Below are 19,640 nucleotides of genomic sequence, written 5' to 3' on the forward strand. Positions count from 1 at the left end.
GGGGAAATCGCGGAATGTGCAGACTAGGGCAGATCCGGATTGGTATTTTTCCAGAAATGGGCCAGCATGGCATACCAAGTTGTACGCCTGACCCCTTATGCTGCACCGCCGTCATCCGCCATCGCCGGGCCAATGGATTGCCCCGCGCCTGTTTTCACCCTCCCGCCCGACCGCGCGCCGCGTGCTGGCCGCGCTCGCCGCCGGCCTGGCGCTTGCCGTATTGCCGGCGGCCGCCGGGGCGACGGAATACGAGGGTCTGCGCTTTGACGATGCCGCGCGCGTGGCCGGCAAGGAATTGCAGCTCAACGGCACCGCGCTGCGCTCGGGCCTGCTGCTCAAGGGCTACGTGGCGGCGCTGTACCTGCCCGAGAAGGCGCGCAACGCCACCGTGGTGCTCGGCACGTCCGGCACGAAGCGGCTGCAGTTCCGCATGCTCCGCGAAGTCGATCCCAACGTATTCGCCAGGGCGATGCAGAAAGGCATGCGCGAGAACCACAGCGAGCTGCAGATGCAGATGCTGTCGGCCCGGCTGGTCCAGTTCGAACGCACCATCGACCAGGTCGGAACCGCCCGCAGGGGCGACGTGATCAACCTCGATTTTTCGCCGGACGCCGGTACCGTGGTCGCCATCAACGGCACCCCGCGCGGCCGCCCGATTCCCGGCGAGGACTTCTACCAGGCCGTGCTGCGCGTCTTCCTTGGCGAACACCCCGTCGACCGGGACGTCAAGCGCGGCCTGCTGGGCGGCTGAGGCCGCCGGTCATGATGTTGCCGCCAGCCGTGCCGCCACCTGCGGCGCGGCGGCGGCGTTTTCTTCCGGGCATCACCCCCGCCCGGACTTTCCTGACGGGAGACCTGATCTCATGCAAGCTGGCAAAATCGCTTTGACCCTGGCCCTGGCCACCGCGGCATCGGTCGCGCACGCGCAGAGCTTTCCGACCAAGCCGATCCGCCTGATCATTCCGTTCGCGCCGGGCGGCACCACCGACATCGTCGGCCGCGGCGCCGCCGACCAGATGAGCCGCATCCTGGGCCAGCCGGTCGTGGTCGAGAACCGCGCCGGCGGCGGCGGCTCGATCGGCGCCGACGCCATCGCCAAGGCAGCGCCGGACGGCTACACCATCGGCATCTCCACGGTGTCGACCATGGCCGTGAACCCGGCCTGCAATCCCAAACTCTCGTACGACCCGATCAAGGACTTCAAGCCCATCACGAACCTGGCCAACGTGGCCAACGTGATTGCGGTGAACCCGAGCTTCCCGGCCAAGAATTACAAGGAATTCCTGGCCGTGCTGAAAGCCAACCCGGGCAAGTACTCGTTCGCGACGTCCGGCACCTGTGCGTTCGGCCATATGCTGGGCGAGCAGTTCAAGGTCTCGACCAAGACCTTCATGGTGCATATCCCGTACCGCGGCGCGGGCCCGGCGCTGAACGACGTGCTGGCCGGCCAGGTGCCGATCATGGTGGACAACCTGCCGTCGTCGATGCCCTACATCAAGGCCGGCAAGCTGCGTCCGATCGTGGTGGCATGGAACAAGCGGCTGGATTCGCTGCCCGACGTGCCGACCTTCGGAGAGATGGGGCTGAAGGAGCCTAACGATCCGGCCTGGTATGGCCTGGTGGCCCCGGCCGGGACGCCTGACGACGTCATCAAGAAGCTGAACGAAGCCGCCGTCAAGGCCTTGCAGGACAAGGGTTTCCAGGAGCGTTTGCGCGCCGCGGGTGCGGAGCCTTCCGGTAATTCGCCTGCGCAGCACGCGGCGGAGATCAAGAAGGAGTTCGACAAGATGAAGAATCTTGTTAAGGTGCAGAACATCAAGCTGGAGCAGTAAGACGCTCTCTCGCACACCGGGCCGCCTGCGGGCGGCTTTTTTTATTTGGCTGTCCGACGGATATCGTGCTTGCCAGGACAATCATCCTCCACCCATCCGAGACGGATCATCGCTGCGCGACGTCGTCGTAACCACACCGTCAGGATTGAAGTGCACATTGAAGAACGCCTTCTCCTGCGAGGATTCCCACCACCGGTAGCCCCACACCTCCTCCTTCTTCAACGCAAACTTCTCGACCTTGGTCGGCTTGCCCAGCATGCGCCGGACTTGGTCCTGGTTCATCCCGGGCCGCACGCGCGCGAAATTTTCCGCGGTCAGGACCTGCTCGATGCGTCCGACCTTGCCGTCGGCATCGATCGTCACCATCCACGTGGTGGCGCCCTCCGGTCCGCGCGGGTATTCCAGCCGCCGCGCACCGTTCTCCTCCTCCCACGTGGTCTCCGGCTTGCCGGCCTGGCGCAGCACGTCAGCCTCGGTGGACTGCCCCGGCGCGATGCCCTTGAACAGTTCGCTGTCCGGCTTGACCGAGTTCCACGTCGCGCGCGCGGTATCGCCGGCCTTCTTCATGACTTCATCGACCTTCCGCTGGTCACAGCCAAACAACGCAAGCAAGGAAGCGAACAGTCCCATGGCGGCAAGGCGTCGCGGCGACGCATAAGTTGGCGGGTAACGGTCAACGCTTGACCGGCTCGGCGACAGCAGCCGATGCGGCCTGTGCCGCGCCTTCGAGATCGGATTCCGTGTTGCCATCCTCCTGGCTCCTTCTGGTGCCGCTGCGATTCGACGCCCCCGAGAACAGGACGCCCCAGTTGTCGAAGCGGCGGTTGAACAAGACCGACAGGCCGTTGATGGATCCGCCCTTGGCGATCAGCGACCAGCGCCGCGAAAACGCCCAGGTCAGCTTGACCACGTTGGACGCCGACGTCAGGCTCTGCTCGTAACCGACCGCGAGCTTGTCGGTCACGGCCTTGCCCACGCTCACCACCTGCTGGTCGTTCAGGCCGGCGGTCGACGGACCGATCGAGAACTCGTCGAGCCCGAAATGCTGCACGACGCCCTTCCCCGCCTTGCCGCCAAGCATGCCGAGCGCGGCGCCACCCAGCGCCGCACCGCCGAGCTGCTTCTGCTGGCCCGCCGCGGCGCTGTCCGCACCATAGCCGAACATCAGCCACGACAGCTTGTCTTCCTCCGGCACATTGGGCTCGGACACCAGCCGCACGCGCGGCAGCCGCACCGTGCCGGTGACCTCCACGCCGGCCTCGACTTCCTGGCCGCGGCGCATCGCGCGGATATACATGTTCGGATTGTCGATCGGGCCGTTGAAGTTGATGGTACCGCGTTCGATGTTCAGCTTGCGGCCGAAGGCCTCGTAGGTGCCCTCGGTCACGCGCACTGTGCCCGTGGCCTTCATCGGCGAGAGCGGCTCGCTGAGCACCGTCATCTGCCCGGCCAGCTTGAGATCGGCGCCAGCGCCACGGAACCGGAAGTCATTGCCGAGATCCACGGCGACCTCGATCAGCGGGCTGAACTTGCTCGCGGGCTTGGCTTCCGGCGCCGGCGTGGCTGCCGTTTTCAGCTCGCGCTGATCCTTGCGGCGCACGACCACGACGTCGTCGCCGAGCACCGGGGCGCCGGCCTTCGGCAGGTCGAACAGGCCGCGGTCGACGCGGAACTTGCCGCGAATCGCCATCTGCCGGTTCTCGTTGCCGATGGTCGCATTGCCCGACAGGATCAGCGTGCGTTCAGGGCTCGCGAACAACTGCAGCTTGTCGGCAACGATCCTGGCCGTCAGGTTCGGATCGGCCTCGCCCAGCTTGACGTTGCCCGTGGCGGTGACCTTACCGTCGCCGCCGCGGAACTCGACCTGCTTCAACTCGACAGTGTTCTGGTCCAGCGCGATGCGCACGATGCCGTCGGTCAGGCGAATGCCCAGGTCATACATCGTCAGGGCAATACTGTCGCCATCGACCGTGCCCGTGAACACCGGCGCGCCGACGCTGCCGGAAAGCCGCAGCGCTGCCGCCAGCTTCCCTTCGAAGGCATACTGCGGCCCGCTCAGCGCTTCCAGCGACTTCAGACGAGGCACGTCGACCTGCACCGTGCCGCCCAGCGTCGAGGCCGGCCCCACGCTGAGCAAGCCCTGGTCCGGCACCAGTCCTGCCGACACATCGACGGCAACCTTGCCGATGCGCTCGGCCACGGTGCCGCCGCGCAGCGTGATGCGATTGCCGGCGATGTCCGCGCGCAGCGAGGTCTCCCCCAGGCCCAGCGTGGTGAAGCCGCGCCCGGCGTTGACGGACACGTCGCCGCTGCGGCGGCGCATCTCGGCAAACCCCGCGGCGGTTTCCGCGAGCGTCAGGTTCCAGCGGCCATCGAGCACAAGGTCCGAACGCAGCGGCGGCTTCTCGCCTGTCACGGTTTCGACCAGCGCCAGCACATTGCCGACCTGCACGCCATCCAGATGGCCCTGCGTGCGGATTCGGCCGTGGTCCCAGTCCAGGCTGTCGATCTGCAGCACGGCGCGGTCGAACAGCAGGCGCGTGGCGCCAAGCTTAAGCCGCTGGTCGGCCACCATCAGCTGTGTCGGCGCGGCCAGCTTTACGTTGACCGTGCTGCGTTCCTCCAATGTGCGAATGGTGCCTTGCCAGCCGTCCTTCGGCCCCTTCCATGCGCCCTGCCCCGACAACGCCAGCTGCAGCGGCCGCTGGTGCAGCGTGCCCGCAGCCTTGGCATCGAAAACGTGGCTGGCCTGCGTGCCGTTGAGCGTGGCGTCGAGCGTGCTCAGGCTCGCCTGCGGCCCCTTGTAGCCGCGCGCCGCAAGCTGGACCGACAGCGTGCCGTCGATCCCGCCGCGCACTTCGGCGTGGCCGCTGGCCGTCGCCACGCTGTGCGGTCCGAACGTCAGCGCCTGCGCACTGTAGTCGCCCCCGACCTCGGGCCGCTTGATCGTCCCGCTCACGTCCGCATCAAGCTTGAGCTTGCCCGCCACGCCGAACTTCAGCCGATCCAGCTGCGGCGCGTCCACGGCCACATGCAGGCGGTCGCCGCGCGCGCCAAAGCTGCCGCGCAGGTCGACCTGGTTGCCCGCCATGCTGAGCGAGGCTTCGCTTGGCAGCAGCCGCTCGCCCGCCAGCCGGATCTTGCCCGCGCCGGTCATCGGCAGGCCGGCGTACTCGCTTTCGCGCACGGTGAAATCCACCGCGGCGCGAATCTCGTTGGCCAGCGTGCCGGTGGTGCTGAAGTCCGCGTTGATGCGGCCGCTGGCGACCTTGGCCAGCCGCGCCGGATCAAACGCCGCCAGCTTGCCCTTGAACTCGAACGCCTGCTGATCCTTCAGGCCGAGCTTGCCGTCGGCCGTGAGCGTGCCCGCGCCCAGCGTCGCGCGCAACGCCGACAGCGTTAGCGTGTTCTCGTCCATGCTGGCATCGGCAAAGACCTTGAGTTCGCCGCCACTGAGATCCAGCGCCACGCTCTGGCGGCCCGGCTCCAGGCGCACGGCCAGCGGGCCGGACAGGCTGGCTTCGTTCAGCGAGCCGTGCAGCGCGGCGGGATTGAGGTGATGCACGTCCAGGTCAAAAGCCCCGCGGCCGTCCTGCAGCGAGCCGCTGCCCGTGATCTCGGCCTTGCCCGTCAGCGCGATGCGCAGATCGCGCAAGGCCTGCGCCTTCTCGTTGAGCTGCACATGGGCCTGCACCGACTGCACCGGCAGTCTGCCGGCATCGATGCGGCCCGCTTCCAGGTTGCGCACGACGATGTCGCCGGCGACCGTGAGTGGCGCCGCCGCAGGGGTCGGCGCTGCGGGGCCCGACGCCGGCGCCGGCAGCTTCGTAGGCGCCCCCGCGGCGTCGACGGGACGCAGTTCGGCATGGACGCTCAGGTTAGCCTGCGGCGCCGACGGACTGAACAGCCGCGGGTTGATGCGCTCGCCATCGGCCAGCAGGTGCGTGAAGGGCACCTTGCCGTAGGGTGTTACGTCGGCGCTGGCGCGCGCGCGGATGCGCTCGCCGTTGGCCTCCAGCTCGGCCCGCAACGCTTCCAGGGAACCCTGCGCGGTGGCGCTGACCGTGAAGTCCTCCTTTTGCCAGCTAGCCTGCAGCAAGGCCTGCACGTTCAGCGCGAACGGGGCCTGGGCCGCGATCTGCGCGTTGGCGGCCAGCTTGCCATACGGTGTCTCGAGACGGTCGACACTGAGGCGGTGCCGCAGCCCGTCGGAATGCAGCGCGCCGGCCAGCCCCGAGAAAATCATCGGCTCCGCCGTCGCCGCCGGACCGGTACGCAGCGACAGCCGCTCCAGCGTCAGTACGTCGATATCGATGGCCAGCGGCAGTTCGAGTGACGTCGGCATCGTGGCCGGCGTCGTGCTCGGCGTGGAGGGGCCAAGCTGCACGTCCACCTTGCCGATGCGCAGCCACGCCACGTGCCAGCGCCGCGGCGACCACGCCATGTTCCAGCTGCTGTCGATCCGGTCGACCGTCACGTGCGTGGCACCGCTCGCGAACACTACGTCGCGCAGCCTCAGGCCCTGGAACAGTGTGCCGCCTTCGTACTTGCCAGCCAGCATTCCGGCCGACAGCCGCGTGGCCAGCGTCCACAGGTGCCGCGTGCCGGTCTCCGAACGCAGTGCCAGCACGCCTGCGGCCGCCAGCACGACCAGCAAGGCCAGCAGGCCCGCGGCGATCCACGCCAGCACCCGTCCGAAACGCCGGCGGCGGGACGGCGGCAGGTCAGGCGGCGGCGCGTCGTCGCCGCGGCCCGGTACGGAGGGCATGTCGACCAGGGCCATCAGAACGCCACCCCGAGCGAGATGTGCGGACGGAACTGCTGCTTCTGGATGCCGTAGCCGATATCGAGCTGCACCGGCCCCACCGGGCTGCGCCAGCGCGCGCCAACGCCCACGCCATTGTAGATTTTCACGTCGTTGAGCGCGTCGGCGGCCGTGCCGGCGTCCCAGAACACCGCCATGCCCCAGTCGGGCTTGAACCAGTACTGGTACTCGAGCCCCGTCGTGGCGAGGTACTTGGCCGGCAGCACGCTGGAACCGCTTGCCGTGCCGATCGACTGGTAGCTATACCCGCGCACCGAATCGGTACCGCCCGCGCGGAAACGCAGCGTGGCCGGGATCTTGCTGGAATCGGCGCTGGTAAGGTTGGCGCCCAGTTCCAGCCGCGCGATGAACAGGTCGCGGTTGCCCACCGGCACGTACTGGCGGATGCGCCCGTACATGCGGAAGAAGGTCGCATCGCTGAGCAGACCCTTGGCCGCCACGCCGAGCTGGGTACTGATCACGTTGCCACGCCGCGGAAAGACCGGATTGTCCACGTCGCGCCGCGTCCACGCGAAGGCCGGCACCAGCGCCTTGCTGATCTGCGCGGGCTGGCCCTGCGGCAGCAGGTTGTCGTAGTAGAAGTCCAGCGACATCGTGATGTCGTACTTCTCGCGCGAGCGCGAACGCTTCAGGCCCGCGCGCCAGCTCGTGGTGTCGGTGTTCTCCAGGTCGATGGTGCGTTCGTAGCTGCCGTACAGGCTGTTGCGGAACGTGCTGCGGTCCGGCGGCATGGCGGTTTCCGCAAACAGGTACGAGCGCTTCTGCTCGATGCGGGCCTGGGAATCGAACACCCAGGCGCGGTTGAACAGGTTGTAGTAGGAATAGCGGCCTTCCACCTGCGCGCCGGTATCGGTGGTGAAGCCGACACCGGTGTTGAGCCGGTGCTCGGGATACTCGCGGACCTTGACCTCGACCGGCGCGGTGATCACGCCGTCGGGCGGATTGGCCGCCTGCCCGGCCGGCGGCACCAGTTCGACCTGGACGTTCGAGAAATAGGGCTGGTTCTGGATGGCGCGCTGCAATTCCAGCAACCGCTCGACGCGATAGGGCTCGCCTTCGTTGAGCGGATTCACGTTGTAGATGATCTGCTCGGGATAGCGGCGCGTGCCGCTGACGTGCAACGGCCCGAGCAGGTACGCCGGCCCGCTGTCATAGCTTGCGGACAATTCGGCGCGCAGTTCATCGGGTTCGATGCGCGCCTGGGACTGGGCCAGCCGCGCCCCGTAGTAATTCCGGCTCTGCAGCGTCACCAGCGCATCTTCCTTGGCCTTGTCCCAGTCTTCCTGCCGGAATGGCTTGCCGACGGGCAGGTCCCATTTCTTCTGCACCTCGGCCACCTGCTCGGGCGAACGGGTCGCCGCCGGCCCTTCCACCTTGATATCGACGTTGCGGATCAGCGTGCGCGCGCCGGGGTCGACCATCACATGCACCGTGCGCTTGTCGCCCTCGCCCTCCAGGCGCGTTGTGGTGACGGGATCGAAATACCCTTCGGTCGAGGCGAACTGACGCACCTGCTCGCCCACGGTCTCCACCATATAGTCGAACTGGTCGGGCGACAGGTCGGTGCGGTCCTTGTAGCGGGACAGGTCGAGGTGGTTTTCCAGGATCTCGCGCAAGGGCTTCGGCGCCTCGATCTCCACTTTGTAGGTCGCGTGCGCCGGCAGCAGCCACGCGGCCGCCAGCACGGACAGGAGCAGCCGCCGCAGGGACGAGGGGATCCGCGGCCGCGCGTCCGGCCCGGTGTTCCGGTCAGGGGTGGCCGCCATGCAGGCCGATTCGGTCCTCATTCGCTGGTGTGGCTCCGACGTGCGGGAATGGCGCATGTGCGCAGTACACGAAGTCGGTATTTGACCACACCCCCGCCCGCGGCCGTAAGCATGGACCGCCACAACGCAACGCGTCTGGCACGCCATACCCGGGGAACGGGCCGTTTCAGGGGCCGGATACTGTAAAATCCTGCCGCACCGTACCTTTCAAGCCGCCTTGGCGGCGCATTACCAAAATCCCACCATGGCCATGTACGAATCGGAAATCACCCAGTTCCTGAAGTCGCTGAAGCAGGAACGTCCCGCCCTCGAAACCGAGCAGCGCGAAGGCCGCGCCCTGCTGTGGGACAAGGAACCGATCGACCTCGAGGAACGCGCCCGCGCCGAAGCCTCGCGTGTGTCGCAAAAGCCCTACGTCTACTCGCTCGACAACTGATCCGCGCTGACGTCGCGGCTACCGCGCGCCATCCATGAACCAGAGCGATCAGGACAATCTGAAGCCTGCCGTGGAACTGCCTGCGGGGCCGCCAGCGCAATCGGGCAGCCCGGCCGAGGTGGTCGACGGCATGGCGTTCGCGCGCCTGTACGGCGAGCCGCTGTTCAAGCTGCCGCAGGACCTCTATATCCCGCCGGACGCGCTCGAGATCTTCCTGGAAGCGTTCGAGGGTCCGCTGGACCTGCTGCTGTACCTGATCCGCAAGCAGAACTTCAACGTCCTGGACATCCCGATGTCGCAGGTCACGCGCCAGTACCTGTCGTACATCGAGCAGATCCGCAAGACCAACCTTGAACTGGCGGCCGAGTACCTGCTGATGGCGGCCATGCTTATCGAGATCAAGTCGCGCATGCTGCTGCCGGTCAAGAAGGCCGACAGCGACGAGGATGCCGAGGATCCGCGCGCCGAGCTGGTGCGCCGGCTGCTCGAATACGAGCAGATGAAGCTGGCCGCGCAGCGCCTGGATACCGTGCCGCAGCTGGGCCGCGACTTCCTGCGCTCGCAGGTCTATATCGAGCAGAGCCTGGCGCCGCGTTTCCCGGACGTGGAAACCATCGACCTGCAATCGGCCTGGGCCGATGTGCTCAAGCGCGCCAAGCTCAACCAGCACCACAAGATCTCGCGCGAGGAATTGTCGGTGCGCGAGCACATGAGCCAGATCCTGCGCCGGCTGCAGCATGCACGCTTCATGGAGTTCACCGAGCTGTTCGAAGATGCAATCCGCTCGGGCAAGGGCGTGCCGGTGGTGGTGGTGAACTTCATCGCCATGCTGGAACTCGCGCGCGAGTCCCTGGTGGAGATCACGCAGCCCGAGCCATTCGCGCCAATTTATGTGCGATTGGCGTACACCCCCGCCTGACCTCCCGTCGCGCCGCGCCCGGCGCGTGGCTACATGTTCTACAATCCGCCGACAACCCGGGAAGCGTCCGTAAAAAGGTGCACCGGGCATGTCGGGGCGCCCGCCAGAAGGCGCCAGGGTCACCCATACCACGACAGCACACCACGTTCATGAAAGTCATTTCCTCCATCCACGAGCTGCGTGACCAGTTGCGCGGGCAGAACCGGGCCGCATTCGTCCCCACCATGGGCAACCTGCACGAAGGCCACCTGTCGCTGATGCGGCTGGCGCGCCAGCACGGCGACCCGGTGGTGGCGTCCATCTTCGTCAACCGCCTGCAGTTCGGCCCGAACGAGGACTTCGACAAGTACCCGCGCACGCTGCAGGACGATATCGAAAAGCTGCAGAAGGAAGGCGTGTACGTGCTGTTCGCGCCGACCGAGCGCGACATGTACCCGGAGCCGCAGGAGTACCGCATCGATCCGCCGCACGACCTCGGCGACATCCTGGAAGGCGAGTTCCGCCCGGGCTTCTTCAAGGGTGTCTGCACCGTGGTGATGAAGCTGTTCACGTGCGCGCAGCCGCGCGTGGCAGTGTTCGGCAAGAAGGATTACCAGCAGCTGATGATCGTGCGCCGCATGGTCCAGCAGTTCGCGCTGCCGATCGAGATCGTGCCGGCGGAAACCGTGCGCGCCGACGACGGTCTGGCGCTGTCGTCGCGCAACCGCTACCTGACCGAAGCCGAGCGCGCCGAGGCGCCGATGCTTTACCGCACGCTGCATGATGTGCGCGACACCGTGCTGGGTAGCGACCGCGCCGCCACCGCTCTGACCACGGTCGAGGCCAACGCGTGCGACACGCTGGCGCAGCGCGGCTGGAAGCCCGACTACGTGGCCATCCGCAAGCGCAGCAACCTGCAGGCGCCGACGCCCGAGGAATTCGCCGCCGGCGAGCCGCTGGTGGTGCTGACAGCGGCCAAGCTGGGTGCTACGCGGTTGATCGATAATCTGGAGATCTGAGCGCAGCGCGCCAGCGCCGCCACAAACCAGGCCTTACGGGGCGATGACAGCGGCGATTGGTTGTAGGCGTTGTCCCTCGGCACGAGCCTCGGCCAGCAACTGGTTCCAGTCATCTGGAGGCTGGCCCCTTTCCAGCATCTTGCGGAAAACCCGGTAGGCGTCGTCGCTGCTCTCGTAGGCGCGCTTCGTGTCCTCGTCATTTACCCACGCAAACACAATCACCTTGCTAGACACGTGGTAGCGAAAGAACAGCCGATACTGCTGGAAGAACTTCGCTCGGAACCAGTGTTTGTGATCGTCGCCAAGGGTGCTGCCTTGCCGGTACTCCGGTCGCGATGGATCTTGCGGGATGATATCGAACGCAAGTTTGGTGATCGCCGCCAGTCGCTTGCTGGCGTTCTTCTTTACGTATCCACTCGGGTCCTTCTGCTTGAAGGCCTCGACCTGCTGCGCCAGCACTTCAAGCTGCGCCAGGAACAGCGGGTGAGCGAAGACCGTCCAGCCATGAATGACCAGAGGTGCGGGCTTGCCCGCCCTCATTCATCGTCTGCCGACAGGGCTGCATCGAGATCGGCTTCAACGCCACCGACCAGCGACTCGAGCCGTTGGACGAGACCAGCATCCAGGGCCTGCAGGCGTTCAGGATGGCTGGCGATGTCGTGTGCCAAGAATTCCAGAAACCGGCTGATCACCGGGTCGTCGCCCTCGGCAGCTTCGGCGCGGGTCAGCACCACCTCGCCGCTGGGGCGGATGGTGTAGTGGATCTTGTCGCGCTTGCCAAGCCGAAGGGCGCGGCGGACGGTCTCCGGCACCGTAGTCTGGTAGCGGTCGGTCAACGTGGATTCGACTTCGAGGGTGGCGGGCACAATGTCTCCGGTCACGAAACGAGGGATACATCAATGGTAATGCAAATGCATTGCCATGTAAATGCAATCGCAATGTCTACTGGCTGGCGGTCATACCGTTCAGTCAGCCACCGGGACTTGATGCCTCGGCTGGACCGCTTTCGCCCGCTGGCCGGCCTTGACCACATGGCGCTGGTGCCCGCGCCGCCGCTTCCACCAGATCAGCACGCCCGTGACGGCGAACGTCAGCGGCGCCAGGCCGAAGACGGTAATGAAGATGCGGCCCGGTATGCCGAAGGCCTCGCCGGTATGCAGCGGGAACAGCCAGTTCAGGAAGGTGTCGCCGGCCGGCGCATCGGCGGGGTCGCGCACGCCGAGGCGCCGGCCCGTATAGGCATCGAGCCACAGGCGCGTGGCGCCGCTGTCCTGGCGCACCTCGCCAGGCTGGCGCAGGCGCACCTCGTAGGCATCGCCCGTCTTGCGCGGGAAGCTGATACGGGTCACGGCGGCATTCGGGTATTCCGCCTGGGCGGCCGCCATCATCTGCGCTGCGCCCAGCGGCGGCGCGCCGGGCTCGGCCGGCGCCGACACGTGCCTGGCCGGCGGCGTCACGGTCATCACGCTGGACACGATCGGCGTGACCCATTTCGGCAGGTTCAGGTACCAGCCCGAAAAGGCGATGACCGCCAGCACCGGTGCCGCAAAGATGCCGCCCGCACGATGCAGCGAATAGTTGAAGCGCGACCATGAGCCGCCGTGCGTGATGCGGAACGCCTGCAGCACCGAACGCGGCCGCAGCTTCGGCCACCACGCCACGATGCCGAGCAGCACCGAAATCAGCAGCATCATGCCGGCCACGCCCGTTATGGTCTTGCCGGTGTCGCCGCTGAGCAGGTAGCGATGCAGGTGGAACAGCGTGGGCAGCAGCTGCTGGCGCGTCAGGCCGGGCTCGCCCCACACGCGCTCGCCCTTCACCTGCAGCGTGACCGGATCGATCATGACCTGGCGCGAACGCCCCGGCACCGCGCCATCGGGACCCTTGACTGGATACCAGGCAATAAAGACGCCATGTTCCTCGACCGGCAGCATCAGCAGGTTGGGCCTGCCGTAGCCGGGAACGGACAGCCGCTCGGTGACGGCCTGGACCGTATCCGGCGACACCGGCATCGGCACTGGCGCGGATGCCACGAGCAGGTCAGGGTTCAGCCACGCATCCAGCTCGTCGCGCCACGCGATGGTGGTGCCCGTGAGCCCCATGAGGACAAACAACAGGCCGAAGACCAGGCCGATATACAGGTGCAGCTTGACGATGACGACGCGGAGGCGGCCAGTGACCATGGGGCGACAGAAGGAAATGCGAAAGCCGGCGGGCATGGCGCAGGACGCACTGCCCAGGCCAGCGATGCAAATGGGAAAGATTCGCAATTGTATCAGCAGCCCGCTGCGGCCTGCCTACCCGCCGAACAACCGTTAGCCGCGCAGCGGCGCGAACATGGCTCGCAGGTCGAGGTGGCTTTCGACGCTGTCGGCCAGCCGCTCGATCGACGCTTCGCGCAAGGCCGCCAGGTCGACGCCCTGCGCGCCGTCCAGCCCGGCCCAGCGCAGCAGCGCCTGGCAGGCCGCCGGTTCGTCGAACAGGCCGTGCACGTAGGTCGCCAGCACCTGGCCATCCTCGGAACAGGCGCCATCGGGGCGTGCCTTGCCGTCGCCCTCATCGAGCCACAGTGCCGGGTGATCGAGTCCGGCGCCGGTACTCACTCCCATGTGGATTTCGTAGCCGCTGACTGCCGCCTGCGCGCCTGACAGCCGGCCGCTGACATGGCGCAGCTGCTTGTGCGGCGCGAGCGTCGTCTCGTAGTCGAGCCAGCCAAAGCCAGCGCTGCTGCCGGCCGGCCCTTCTTGCCCGGCGGGATCATGGATCTGCCGGCCCAGCATCTGCATGCCGCCGCAGATTCCGATTACCTTGCCGCCATAGCGCAGGTGCCGCCGCAGCGCGGGCTCCCAGCCGTTGACACGCAGGAAGTCCAGGTCGGCACGCACGCTCTTGCTGCCGGGCAGGATCACGAGATCCGCGGGCGGCACCGGCATGCCCGGCCCGATGAAGCGCAGGTCCACCTGCGGGTGCGCGCGCAGCGCATCGAAATCGGTATGGTTCGAGATGCGCGGCAGCACCGGCACGATCACGCGCAGCAACGTATCCGTCGCGCCCTGCTTGGCCGACTGCGTGCCGATGATGGCGTCTTCCGCATCGAGATGCAGGCCGTGCAGGTAGGGCAACACGCCGAATACCGGCTTGCCGGTGCGCGCCTCCAGCCAGTCCAGCCCGGGCTCCAGCAGGCCGATATCGCCGCGGAAGCGGTTGATGATGAAGCCGGTGACGCGCGCGCGCTCGCTGTCCGACAGGCAGTCCAGCGTGCCCACCAGGTGCGCGAAGACTCCGCCGCGGTCGATGTCGGCCACCAGCACGACCGGGCAATCGACGCGCTCCGCAAACCCCATGTTGGCGATATCGCGGTCACGCAGGTTGATCTCGGCCGGGCTGCCGGCGCCCTCCACCACGACCACGTCATAGGCCTGCGTCAGGCGCGTGTGGGAAGCCAGCACAGCCTTCATCGCCTCGGGCTTGTACGCGTGATAGGCGCGCGCGTCCAGGTCGAGCCGCGCCCGGCCGTGGATGATGATTTGCGCGCCGGTATCGCTGCTAGGCTTGAGCAATACCGGATTCATGTCGGTATGCGGGGCCAGTCGCGCAGCCAGCGCCTGCAGCGCCTGGGCGCGGCCGATCTCGCCGCCGTCGGCCGTCACGGCGCTGTTCAGCGCCATGTTTTGCGGCTTGAAGGGCACCACGCGCGTGCCGGCGCGGGCCAGCACGCGGCACAGGCCCGCGACGATCGTGCTCTTGCCGGCGTCGGAAGTCGTACCCTGGACCATCAGCGTGCCGCGCAGGGCACCCGTGTCGACGTGGTCCGTAGTTTCAGAAGCATCACTTTTCATAGCGGCCGATTATCTCACCGGTCCGTGCGACGACCGGATGCGACCGCTACAATACGCGGATGGAAACACCGGCCACCGATACCGCGACCGCCACGGCCGCGGAGCCCCGCCGGGCCGCGAACGGCCATGGCCCGCGCCAGCTCACGCTGGTGCTCGGCGGCGCCCGCTCGGGCAAGAGCCACTACGCCGAGCAACTGGCGACCGACCACGCCACCATCAAGGGCGGGCCGGTCACCTACATTGCCACCGCGCGCCAGGACCCCGACCAGACCGACGAGGAACTGGAGCTGCGCATCGCGCTGCACCGCGCCCGCCGCCCGGCCGACTGGCACCTGATCGAAGAGCCGGTGCGACTGGCCGATGCGCTCTACGCGCATGCGCGCCATGACGGCTGCATCCTGGTGGACTGCGTCACACTGTGGCTCAACAACCTGCTGTTCCCGAAGGACCGCGCGTATCCCGAGCATGGCGTGATCACCCCGCCGGACATCTTCGCCGAAGAAATCGAAGCGCTGCTCAACGCCCTGCCCACGCTGCCCGGCCATGTGATCCTGGTCTCGAACGAGATCGGCTTCGGCGTGGTGCCGATGGGCGCCATCACCCGCTTCTACGTCGATGAGCTGGGCCGCCTGAACCAGAAGCTGGCCGCGGCCGCCGATTGCGTGCGGCTGCTGGTTGCCGGCATTCCTGTTCCCGTCAAGGGCGCCGACCCGGCATGATCATGTTGTCCTGGCCGGCATGCGCGGCCGCGGCGCTGGCCGGCGTGCTGCTGGACCAATGGCTGGGCGAGCCGAGACGCTGGCATCCGCTGGTCGGCTTCGGTCGTCTCGCCAATGCCGTGGAACGCCGCTTCAACCGTTCTCCGCAAACGACGCCTGCCTGGCGCCAGCGACTGGCCGGGCTTGCCGCATGGTCGCTAATGGTGCTGGTGCCAACGGCGCTGGTCTCGCTGCTGGTCGATGTCGCAACGGGCTGGCATCCGTGGCTCGGCTGGATCGTGCACGTCGTGGCGCTCTACGCCGCGTTGGGCGCGCGCAGCCTGCATCTGCACATCGCCCCGATCGCCGCGGCGCTGGCACGCGCCGACCTTGACGCGGCGCGCGCGCTGACCGCTCGCATCGTGTCGCGCGATACGGCCGATGCCGACAGCGAAGCGCTGGCACGCGCCGCGTGCGAATCTGCGCTGGAGAACGGCAACGATGCCATCTTCGGCGCGCTGTTCTGGTTCCTCGTGGGCGGTGCGCCCGCGGTGGTCGCGTTCCGGCTGGCCAACACGCTCGATGCGATGTGGGGCTACCGCACGCCGCGCCTGCGGTATTTCGGCTGGGCTGCCGCACGGCTGGATGATGCGCTCAACCTCGCGCCGGCGCGGCTGACGGCGCTGTCATACGCCTTGCTCGGCGCCACCGCACAGGCTCTGCGCTGCTGGCGGACGCAGGCGCCGGCCTGGTCCAGCCCGAACGCCGGCCCGGTAATGGCCGCCGGCGCCGGCGCGGTTGGCGTGGCGCTGGGTGGTCCGGCCCGCTACCACGGGGAACTCGAGGCACGTCCGCCGCTGGGCACCGGTGCCCGCCCCGACGCCACCCATGTGCTGGCCTGCCTGCGGCTGGTGCGGCGCACGTTGTGGCTGTGGCTTGCGCTGCCCCTCGCGAGCGCCGCGGCCCTGTACGCGTTTTCCACACCGCTGGCGATATGAGACCCGCCTTGCCCCCCATCCGCCACGGCGGCGACCTCCAGGCTGCCGTGCGCCGCTATGGACGTCCTGCCGCTGAATGGCTGGATCTTTCCACCGGCATCAATCCGACCAGCTATCCCGTTCCTCCGATTCCGGCCAGCGCATGGCAGCGCCTGCCCGAGGATGACGATGGCCTCGCGGAAAACGCCGCGCAAGCATTCGGCGCGCAATACGCATTGCCGGTTGCCGGTTCGCAGGCGGCGATCCGCACGCTGCCGCAACTGCTGGAACGCGGCCCCGTCGGCGTCGCCGCGCTCGGATACAGCGAGTACGCGCCCGCGTTTGCCGCCGCTGGCCATGACGTCGTGCTGCTCGGCGAATCGGACTTCGCAAAGCCTTCGCTGGCGGATGGCCTGGACCACCTTGTCGTGGTCAACCCGAACAATCCGACCGGCCGGCTGCTGCCGCCGCAAACGCTGCTGAACTGGCACGCCTCCCTCGCCCGGCGAGGCGGCACCCTGATCGTCGACGAAGCCTTCATCGACTGCACGCCGGGACACTCCATCGCGGCTCACAGCAGCACACCAGGACTGGTGGTGCTGCGCTCGCTAGGCAAGTTCTACGGGCTGGCCGGCGTCCGCTGCGGCTTCGTGCTCGGCGAACGCGCATTGCTCGAGGCGCTCGATGAACGCCTTGGCCATTGGACCGTGTCGGGGCCGGCGCGCGTGATCGCGCGCGCTGCGCTGGCCGACACCGGCTGGCAGGCTGCCAACCGCGACACGCTTGCCGCATCGGGCGAGCGCCTGTCGGCATTGCTGCGCCGCTGCGGCTTGCAGCCGGTGATGCAACCGCTGTTCTGCTGGGTGCCCCGTGAAGACGCAGCCCGCCTGCACGATGCGCTGGCCCGGCAAGGTGTCTGGACTCGCCGCTTCGATGCCGCCGGAGACTGCCCACCGGGCCTGCGACTCGGCCTGCCGCCCGATACGCCGCACGCGTGGCAGCATCTGGAAGCCGCGCTGGCTGCTGTGCTGCACCGCTGAACGCCACCACCGCGAACTCTCCCTCATCAAGCCGATGCCTGATCGAATCGCCTTTGTCCGCTGCCTCGTTGCCGCCGCATGGTTCTGCGCTGCCGCGCCGGCCATGGCAGCCATTTCCGTCGTCGACGACGCCGGCCAGACTGTCACCCTCGCCCAGCCCGCGCGACGCGTGGTATCGCTCGCACCGCACGTGACCGAACTGATCTACGCCGCGGGCGGCGGCGAGCGCATCGTCGGCACCGTGCACTACAGCGATTACCCGCCGCAGGCGCGCGATATCCCGCGCGTGGGCGACAACAAGGCGCTGGACCTCGAACGCATTGCCGCGCTCAAGCCCGACCTGATCGTGGTGTGGCGGCACGGCAATGCGCAGAAGCAGACCGACCGCCTGCGCTCGCTGGGCCTGCCACTGTTCTACAGCGAGCCGCGCCGGCTCGATGCCATTCCCGAAAATGTCGAAAAGCTCGGCACCCTGCTGGGCACCGAAGCCGTGGCCCGCCGCGCGGCGGATGACTTCCGCCAGCGCGTCGCAACGCTGCGCAAGACCTATGCGAGCAAGCCGCCCGTCACGGTGTTCTACCAGGTCTGGCAGCAGCCGCTGATGACGCTGAACGGCCAGCATCTGATGAGCGACGTGCTGGCGCTGTGCGGCGGCCGCAACCTGTTTGCCGCCGAGTCTCCTCTTGTGCCTACCGTGTCCGTGGAGGCCGTGGTGGCCGGCAATCCGGAAGTCATGCTGACCGCAGGCACAGGCGCCACGCAATCGGACCGGCCGCTGGCGGACTTTGCGATGTGGGAGAAATGGAAGCAGGTCACCGCGGTCGCACGCGGCAACCTGTTCACGATCAATGGCGACCTCGTCAGCCGTGCTGGCCCGCGCGTGGTTCAAGGCGCCGAGGAGATCTGCAAGGACCTCGACATGGCGCGCAGCCGACGGCCCGCGCGCTGATCAGACAGCGCTGCGGTTCCACCACGCGAGCTGCGGCATGCCGTTGCCCAGACGGAACAGGCAGCTCGCGCCGAAGCCCAGCTCCCAACCCAGCGTTGTCGCCAGCGGCAAGCCGAGCCAGTGCGAGGCCAGCATGCGCATCGGACCGGCATGGCCAACGACCCACAGGCACGCTTCGGGCGGAGCCTGCTGTGCCAGCGCAGTCGCCCAGCCGGATACGCGCGCCAGGGCCTGCGTCGCCGTTTCGCCGCCGTGCGGGCAGGCATCGAGCAGGTCATGCGCCAGCGCATCGAGTTCGCTGCGTGGGATGTCGTCCCACGCGCGGCCTTCCCAGGCGCCGAAGTCGATCTCGGCAAGCCGCGGTTCGCATTCGGGCTCCAGCGAATGCGAAGGCAAGGCCTGCAGCAGCAGCCGGGCCGTGTCCGCAGCGCGCAGCAGCGGACTGGTCAGCACGCGATGCGGTGTCGGCAGTGCCGCAATGATGGCGGCCGGGGCCGGCGTGACTGGCGTAGCCAGGCACAGGTCCGTGCGGCCATAGCAAATGCCGGAGCCTACGTCGGGCCGCGCGTGGCGGATCAGGACCACGTCCATGCCGCGGCCACAAGGTAGATCAGCTGTTCGGCCAGTTGCTGGGCCATGCCGAGGCAGTCGCCCGTGTAGCCGCCGATGCGGCCCACGAAGTAGCGGCCCAGCACGAAGCGCAGGATTGCCAGCGCGACAATCGCGACGCCTGCGAAGGCTGGCGACACGAGCAGCAGCGGCGCTGCGCCGCACAGCAGCGCAAAAGCCAGCCCCGCCGAGCCAGGCCGCTGCGCCACGGGCTTGGCCTTGCCTTCGTCGCGCACATAGTCCAGCGTAGCCAGGTAGCTCACGGCCATGGCACGGCTGGCGCCATGCGCGGTGATCAGTACCAGCAGCAAGTCGGCCAGCTCGCTGCGCGCCCCGATGGCCACGAGCAGTTGCCACTTGAGCAGCAGCGCCACCACCAGCGCGATGGCACCGAACGCGCCGATGCGCGAATCGTGCATGATGCGCAGCACGTCCTCGCGCCGCCACGCGCCACCGAAGGCATCCACGCAATCGGCCAGCCCGTCTTCATGGAAGGCGCCGGTCAGCAGCAAGGTGGCCGCCATGCCCAGCAGCACCGCCACGCCCGGCGGCCACCACTGCAGCGCGCCCCACGTCACCAAGGCCGCCACGCCGCCGACCATCAGTCCCACGAGCGGAAAGTAACGCGCGGCCGCGTTCAAGTAGCGCGGCTCGTAGCCGACCCAGCGCGCCAGCGGCGACGGCAACGGCACCCGCGTGAAGTAACCCAGCGCGGTCAGGAAGAAGCGCAGTTCGTCGGCCATGCGGCGCGA

Annotated in this window: 18 protein-coding genes; 9 read left to right on the forward strand and 9 right to left on the reverse strand. The window is 67.7% G+C overall.

Translation table 11 applies throughout. The annotated features are described in order from the left end of the window. Positions 1-97: 97 nt before the first annotated feature. Together ACIGJB_RS12765 and ACIGJB_RS12770 are read left to right on the forward strand one after the other, a co-directional pair. On the forward strand, positions 98-751 hold the full coding sequence (locus ACIGJB_RS12765) for a chalcone isomerase family protein (RefSeq protein WP_483730160.1): 654 nt from the start codon (positions 98-100) through the stop codon (positions 749-751). Between the two features lie 112 nt (positions 752-863). Continuing rightward, positions 864-1,832 (forward strand): tripartite tricarboxylate transporter substrate binding protein BugE, encoded by a 969-nt coding sequence (locus tag ACIGJB_RS12770; RefSeq protein WP_483730161.1) that lies wholly within the window; start codon positions 864-866, stop codon positions 1,830-1,832. Between the two features lie 81 nt (positions 1,833-1,913). Here the strand turns inward: ACIGJB_RS12770 and bamE are convergent, their stop codons facing one another. Genes bamE through ACIGJB_RS12785 form a run of 3 tightly spaced genes read right to left on the reverse strand, consistent with a single transcriptional unit; the run spans position 1,914 to position 8,444 of the window. Beyond that, positions 1,914-2,462, reverse strand: coding sequence for an outer membrane protein assembly factor BamE domain-containing protein (gene bamE, locus ACIGJB_RS12775; protein WP_483730162.1), 549 nt, complete (start codon positions 2,460-2,462; stop codon positions 1,914-1,916). 43 nt (positions 2,463-2,505) lie between these two features. Next, on the reverse strand, positions 2,506-6,615 hold the full coding sequence (locus ACIGJB_RS12780; RefSeq protein WP_483730163.1) for a translocation/assembly module TamB domain-containing protein: 4,110 nt from the start codon (positions 6,613-6,615) through the stop codon (positions 2,506-2,508). After that, positions 6,615-8,444 (reverse strand): autotransporter assembly complex protein TamA, encoded by a 1,830-nt coding sequence (locus tag ACIGJB_RS12785; RefSeq protein WP_483730164.1) that lies wholly within the window; start codon positions 8,442-8,444, stop codon positions 6,615-6,617. The genes ACIGJB_RS12780 and ACIGJB_RS12785 overlap by 1 nt, the downstream gene beginning before the upstream one ends. A gap of 223 nt (positions 8,445-8,667) precedes the next feature. On the opposite strand from ACIGJB_RS12785, the gene ACIGJB_RS12790 reads away from it, so the two are divergent. The 3 genes from ACIGJB_RS12790 (at position 8,668) to panC (ending at position 10,776) form a co-directional block, all read left to right on the forward strand. Further along, a complete protein-coding gene (locus ACIGJB_RS12790) occupies positions 8,668-8,859 on the forward strand; it encodes a DUF3460 family protein (RefSeq protein ID WP_483709034.1) in 192 nt (63 codons plus the stop codon). A gap of 34 nt (positions 8,860-8,893) precedes the next feature. Further along, on the forward strand, positions 8,894-9,778 hold the full coding sequence (locus ACIGJB_RS12795; RefSeq protein ID WP_483730165.1) for a segregation and condensation protein A: 885 nt from the start codon (positions 8,894-8,896) through the stop codon (positions 9,776-9,778). Positions 9,779-9,927: 149 nt separating this feature from the next. Continuing rightward, a complete protein-coding gene (panC, locus tag ACIGJB_RS12800) occupies positions 9,928-10,776 on the forward strand; it encodes a pantoate--beta-alanine ligase (protein WP_483730166.1) in 849 nt (282 codons plus the stop codon). 33 nt (positions 10,777-10,809) lie between these two features. Here panC and ACIGJB_RS12805 read toward each other — a convergent pair whose 3' ends face one another. The 4 genes from ACIGJB_RS12805 to ACIGJB_RS12820 form a co-directional block, all read right to left on the reverse strand. Then, entirely contained in the window at positions 10,810-11,316 is a 507-nt protein-coding gene (locus ACIGJB_RS12805) for a type II toxin-antitoxin system YhaV family toxin (protein WP_483730167.1), read from the reverse strand. Further along, positions 11,313-11,642 carry a type II toxin-antitoxin system PrlF family antitoxin gene (locus tag ACIGJB_RS12810; RefSeq protein WP_483730168.1) on the reverse strand — a complete coding sequence of 110 codons (330 nt, stop codon included), beginning with the start codon at positions 11,640-11,642 and terminating at the stop codon, positions 11,313-11,315. Before ACIGJB_RS12810 ends, ACIGJB_RS12805 begins: the two co-directional genes overlap by 4 nt. 99 nt (positions 11,643-11,741) lie before the next feature. Next, on the reverse strand, positions 11,742-12,959 hold the full coding sequence (locus ACIGJB_RS12815) for a PepSY-associated TM helix domain-containing protein (protein ID WP_483730169.1): 1,218 nt from the start codon (positions 12,957-12,959) through the stop codon (positions 11,742-11,744). Between the two features lie 132 nt (positions 12,960-13,091). Beyond that, positions 13,092-14,552 (reverse strand): cobyric acid synthase, encoded by a 1,461-nt coding sequence (locus ACIGJB_RS12820; RefSeq protein ID WP_483732321.1) that lies wholly within the window; start codon positions 14,550-14,552, stop codon positions 13,092-13,094. Positions 14,553-14,674: 122 nt separating this feature from the next. Here ACIGJB_RS12820 and cobU point away from each other — a divergent pair, with 122 nt between their 5' ends. The 4 genes from cobU to ACIGJB_RS12840 are packed head-to-tail and all read left to right on the forward strand — an operon-like array spanning position 14,675 to position 18,279. Beyond that, positions 14,675-15,334: a bifunctional adenosylcobinamide kinase/adenosylcobinamide-phosphate guanylyltransferase gene (gene cobU, locus ACIGJB_RS12825; RefSeq protein WP_483730170.1), complete on the forward strand. Its 660-nt coding sequence runs from the start codon at positions 14,675-14,677 to the stop codon at positions 15,332-15,334. Then, complete coding sequence (cbiB, locus tag ACIGJB_RS12830; RefSeq protein ID WP_483730171.1) at positions 15,331-16,311, forward strand: adenosylcobinamide-phosphate synthase CbiB; 981 nt, start codon at positions 15,331-15,333, stop codon at positions 16,309-16,311. The genes cobU and cbiB overlap by 4 nt, the downstream gene beginning before the upstream one ends. After that, positions 16,308-17,330 (forward strand): threonine-phosphate decarboxylase CobD, encoded by a 1,023-nt coding sequence (gene cobD / locus ACIGJB_RS12835; RefSeq protein WP_483730172.1) that lies wholly within the window; start codon positions 16,308-16,310, stop codon positions 17,328-17,330. Before cbiB ends, cobD begins: the two co-directional genes overlap by 4 nt. A gap of 34 nt (positions 17,331-17,364) precedes the next feature. Next, a complete protein-coding gene (locus ACIGJB_RS12840; RefSeq protein WP_483730173.1) occupies positions 17,365-18,279 on the forward strand; it encodes a cobalamin-binding protein in 915 nt (304 codons plus the stop codon). Here the strand turns inward: ACIGJB_RS12840 and ACIGJB_RS12845 are convergent, their stop codons facing one another. Continuing rightward, positions 18,280-18,870, reverse strand: a complete 591-nt coding sequence (locus ACIGJB_RS12845; RefSeq protein WP_483730174.1) for a histidine phosphatase family protein — start codon at positions 18,868-18,870, stop codon at positions 18,280-18,282. Next, entirely contained in the window at positions 18,855-19,631 is a 777-nt protein-coding gene (locus ACIGJB_RS12850) for an adenosylcobinamide-GDP ribazoletransferase (RefSeq protein WP_483730175.1), read from the reverse strand. The genes ACIGJB_RS12845 and ACIGJB_RS12850 overlap by 16 nt, the downstream gene beginning before the upstream one ends. Positions 19,632-19,640 lie beyond the last annotated feature (9 nt).

The sequence above is a fragment of the Cupriavidus sp. C2SS-8b genome (genome assembly GCF_057073745.1).

What these genes read in the sequence shown, in the direction of transcription:
- ACIGJB_RS12785 (WP_483730164.1), bottom strand. Translation starts at nt 8,444, where the DNA reads ATGAGGACCGAATCGGCCTGCATGGCGGCCACCCCTGACCGGAACACC.
- ACIGJB_RS12840 (WP_483730173.1), top strand. Translation starts at nt 17,365, where the DNA reads ATGCCTGATCGAATCGCCTTTGTCCGCTGCCTCGTTGCCGCCGCATGG.
- panC (WP_483730166.1), top strand. Translation starts at nt 9,928, where the DNA reads ATGAAAGTCATTTCCTCCATCCACGAGCTGCGTGACCAGTTGCGCGGG.
- bamE (WP_483730162.1), bottom strand. Translation starts at nt 2,462, where the DNA reads ATGGGACTGTTCGCTTCCTTGCTTGCGTTGTTTGGCTGTGACCAGCGG.
- ACIGJB_RS12780 (WP_483730163.1), bottom strand. Translation starts at nt 6,615, where the DNA reads ATGGCCCTGGTCGACATGCCCTCCGTACCGGGCCGCGGCGACGACGCG.
- ACIGJB_RS12770 (WP_483730161.1), top strand. Translation starts at nt 864, where the DNA reads ATGCAAGCTGGCAAAATCGCTTTGACCCTGGCCCTGGCCACCGCGGCA.
- ACIGJB_RS12850 (WP_483730175.1), bottom strand. Translation starts at nt 19,631, where the DNA reads ATGGCCGACGAACTGCGCTTCTTCCTGACCGCGCTGGGTTACTTCACG.
- ACIGJB_RS12795 (WP_483730165.1), top strand. Translation starts at nt 8,894, where the DNA reads ATGAACCAGAGCGATCAGGACAATCTGAAGCCTGCCGTGGAACTGCCT.
- ACIGJB_RS12765 (WP_483730160.1), top strand. Translation starts at nt 98, where the DNA reads ATGCTGCACCGCCGTCATCCGCCATCGCCGGGCCAATGGATTGCCCCG.
- ACIGJB_RS12805 (WP_483730167.1), bottom strand. Translation starts at nt 11,316, where the DNA reads ATGAGGGCGGGCAAGCCCGCACCTCTGGTCATTCATGGCTGGACGGTC.
- cobU (WP_483730170.1), top strand. Translation starts at nt 14,675, where the DNA reads ATGGAAACACCGGCCACCGATACCGCGACCGCCACGGCCGCGGAGCCC.
- ACIGJB_RS12790 (WP_483709034.1), top strand. Translation starts at nt 8,668, where the DNA reads ATGGCCATGTACGAATCGGAAATCACCCAGTTCCTGAAGTCGCTGAAG.
- ACIGJB_RS12820 (WP_483732321.1), bottom strand. Translation starts at nt 14,552, where the DNA reads ATGGTCCAGGGTACGACTTCCGACGCCGGCAAGAGCACGATCGTCGCG.
- ACIGJB_RS12815 (WP_483730169.1), bottom strand. Translation starts at nt 12,959, where the DNA reads ATGGTCACTGGCCGCCTCCGCGTCGTCATCGTCAAGCTGCACCTGTAT.
- cobD (WP_483730172.1), top strand. Translation starts at nt 16,308, where the DNA reads ATGAGACCCGCCTTGCCCCCCATCCGCCACGGCGGCGACCTCCAGGCT.
- ACIGJB_RS12845 (WP_483730174.1), bottom strand. Translation starts at nt 18,870, where the DNA reads ATGGACGTGGTCCTGATCCGCCACGCGCGGCCCGACGTAGGCTCCGGC.
- cbiB (WP_483730171.1), top strand. Translation starts at nt 15,331, where the DNA reads ATGATCATGTTGTCCTGGCCGGCATGCGCGGCCGCGGCGCTGGCCGGC.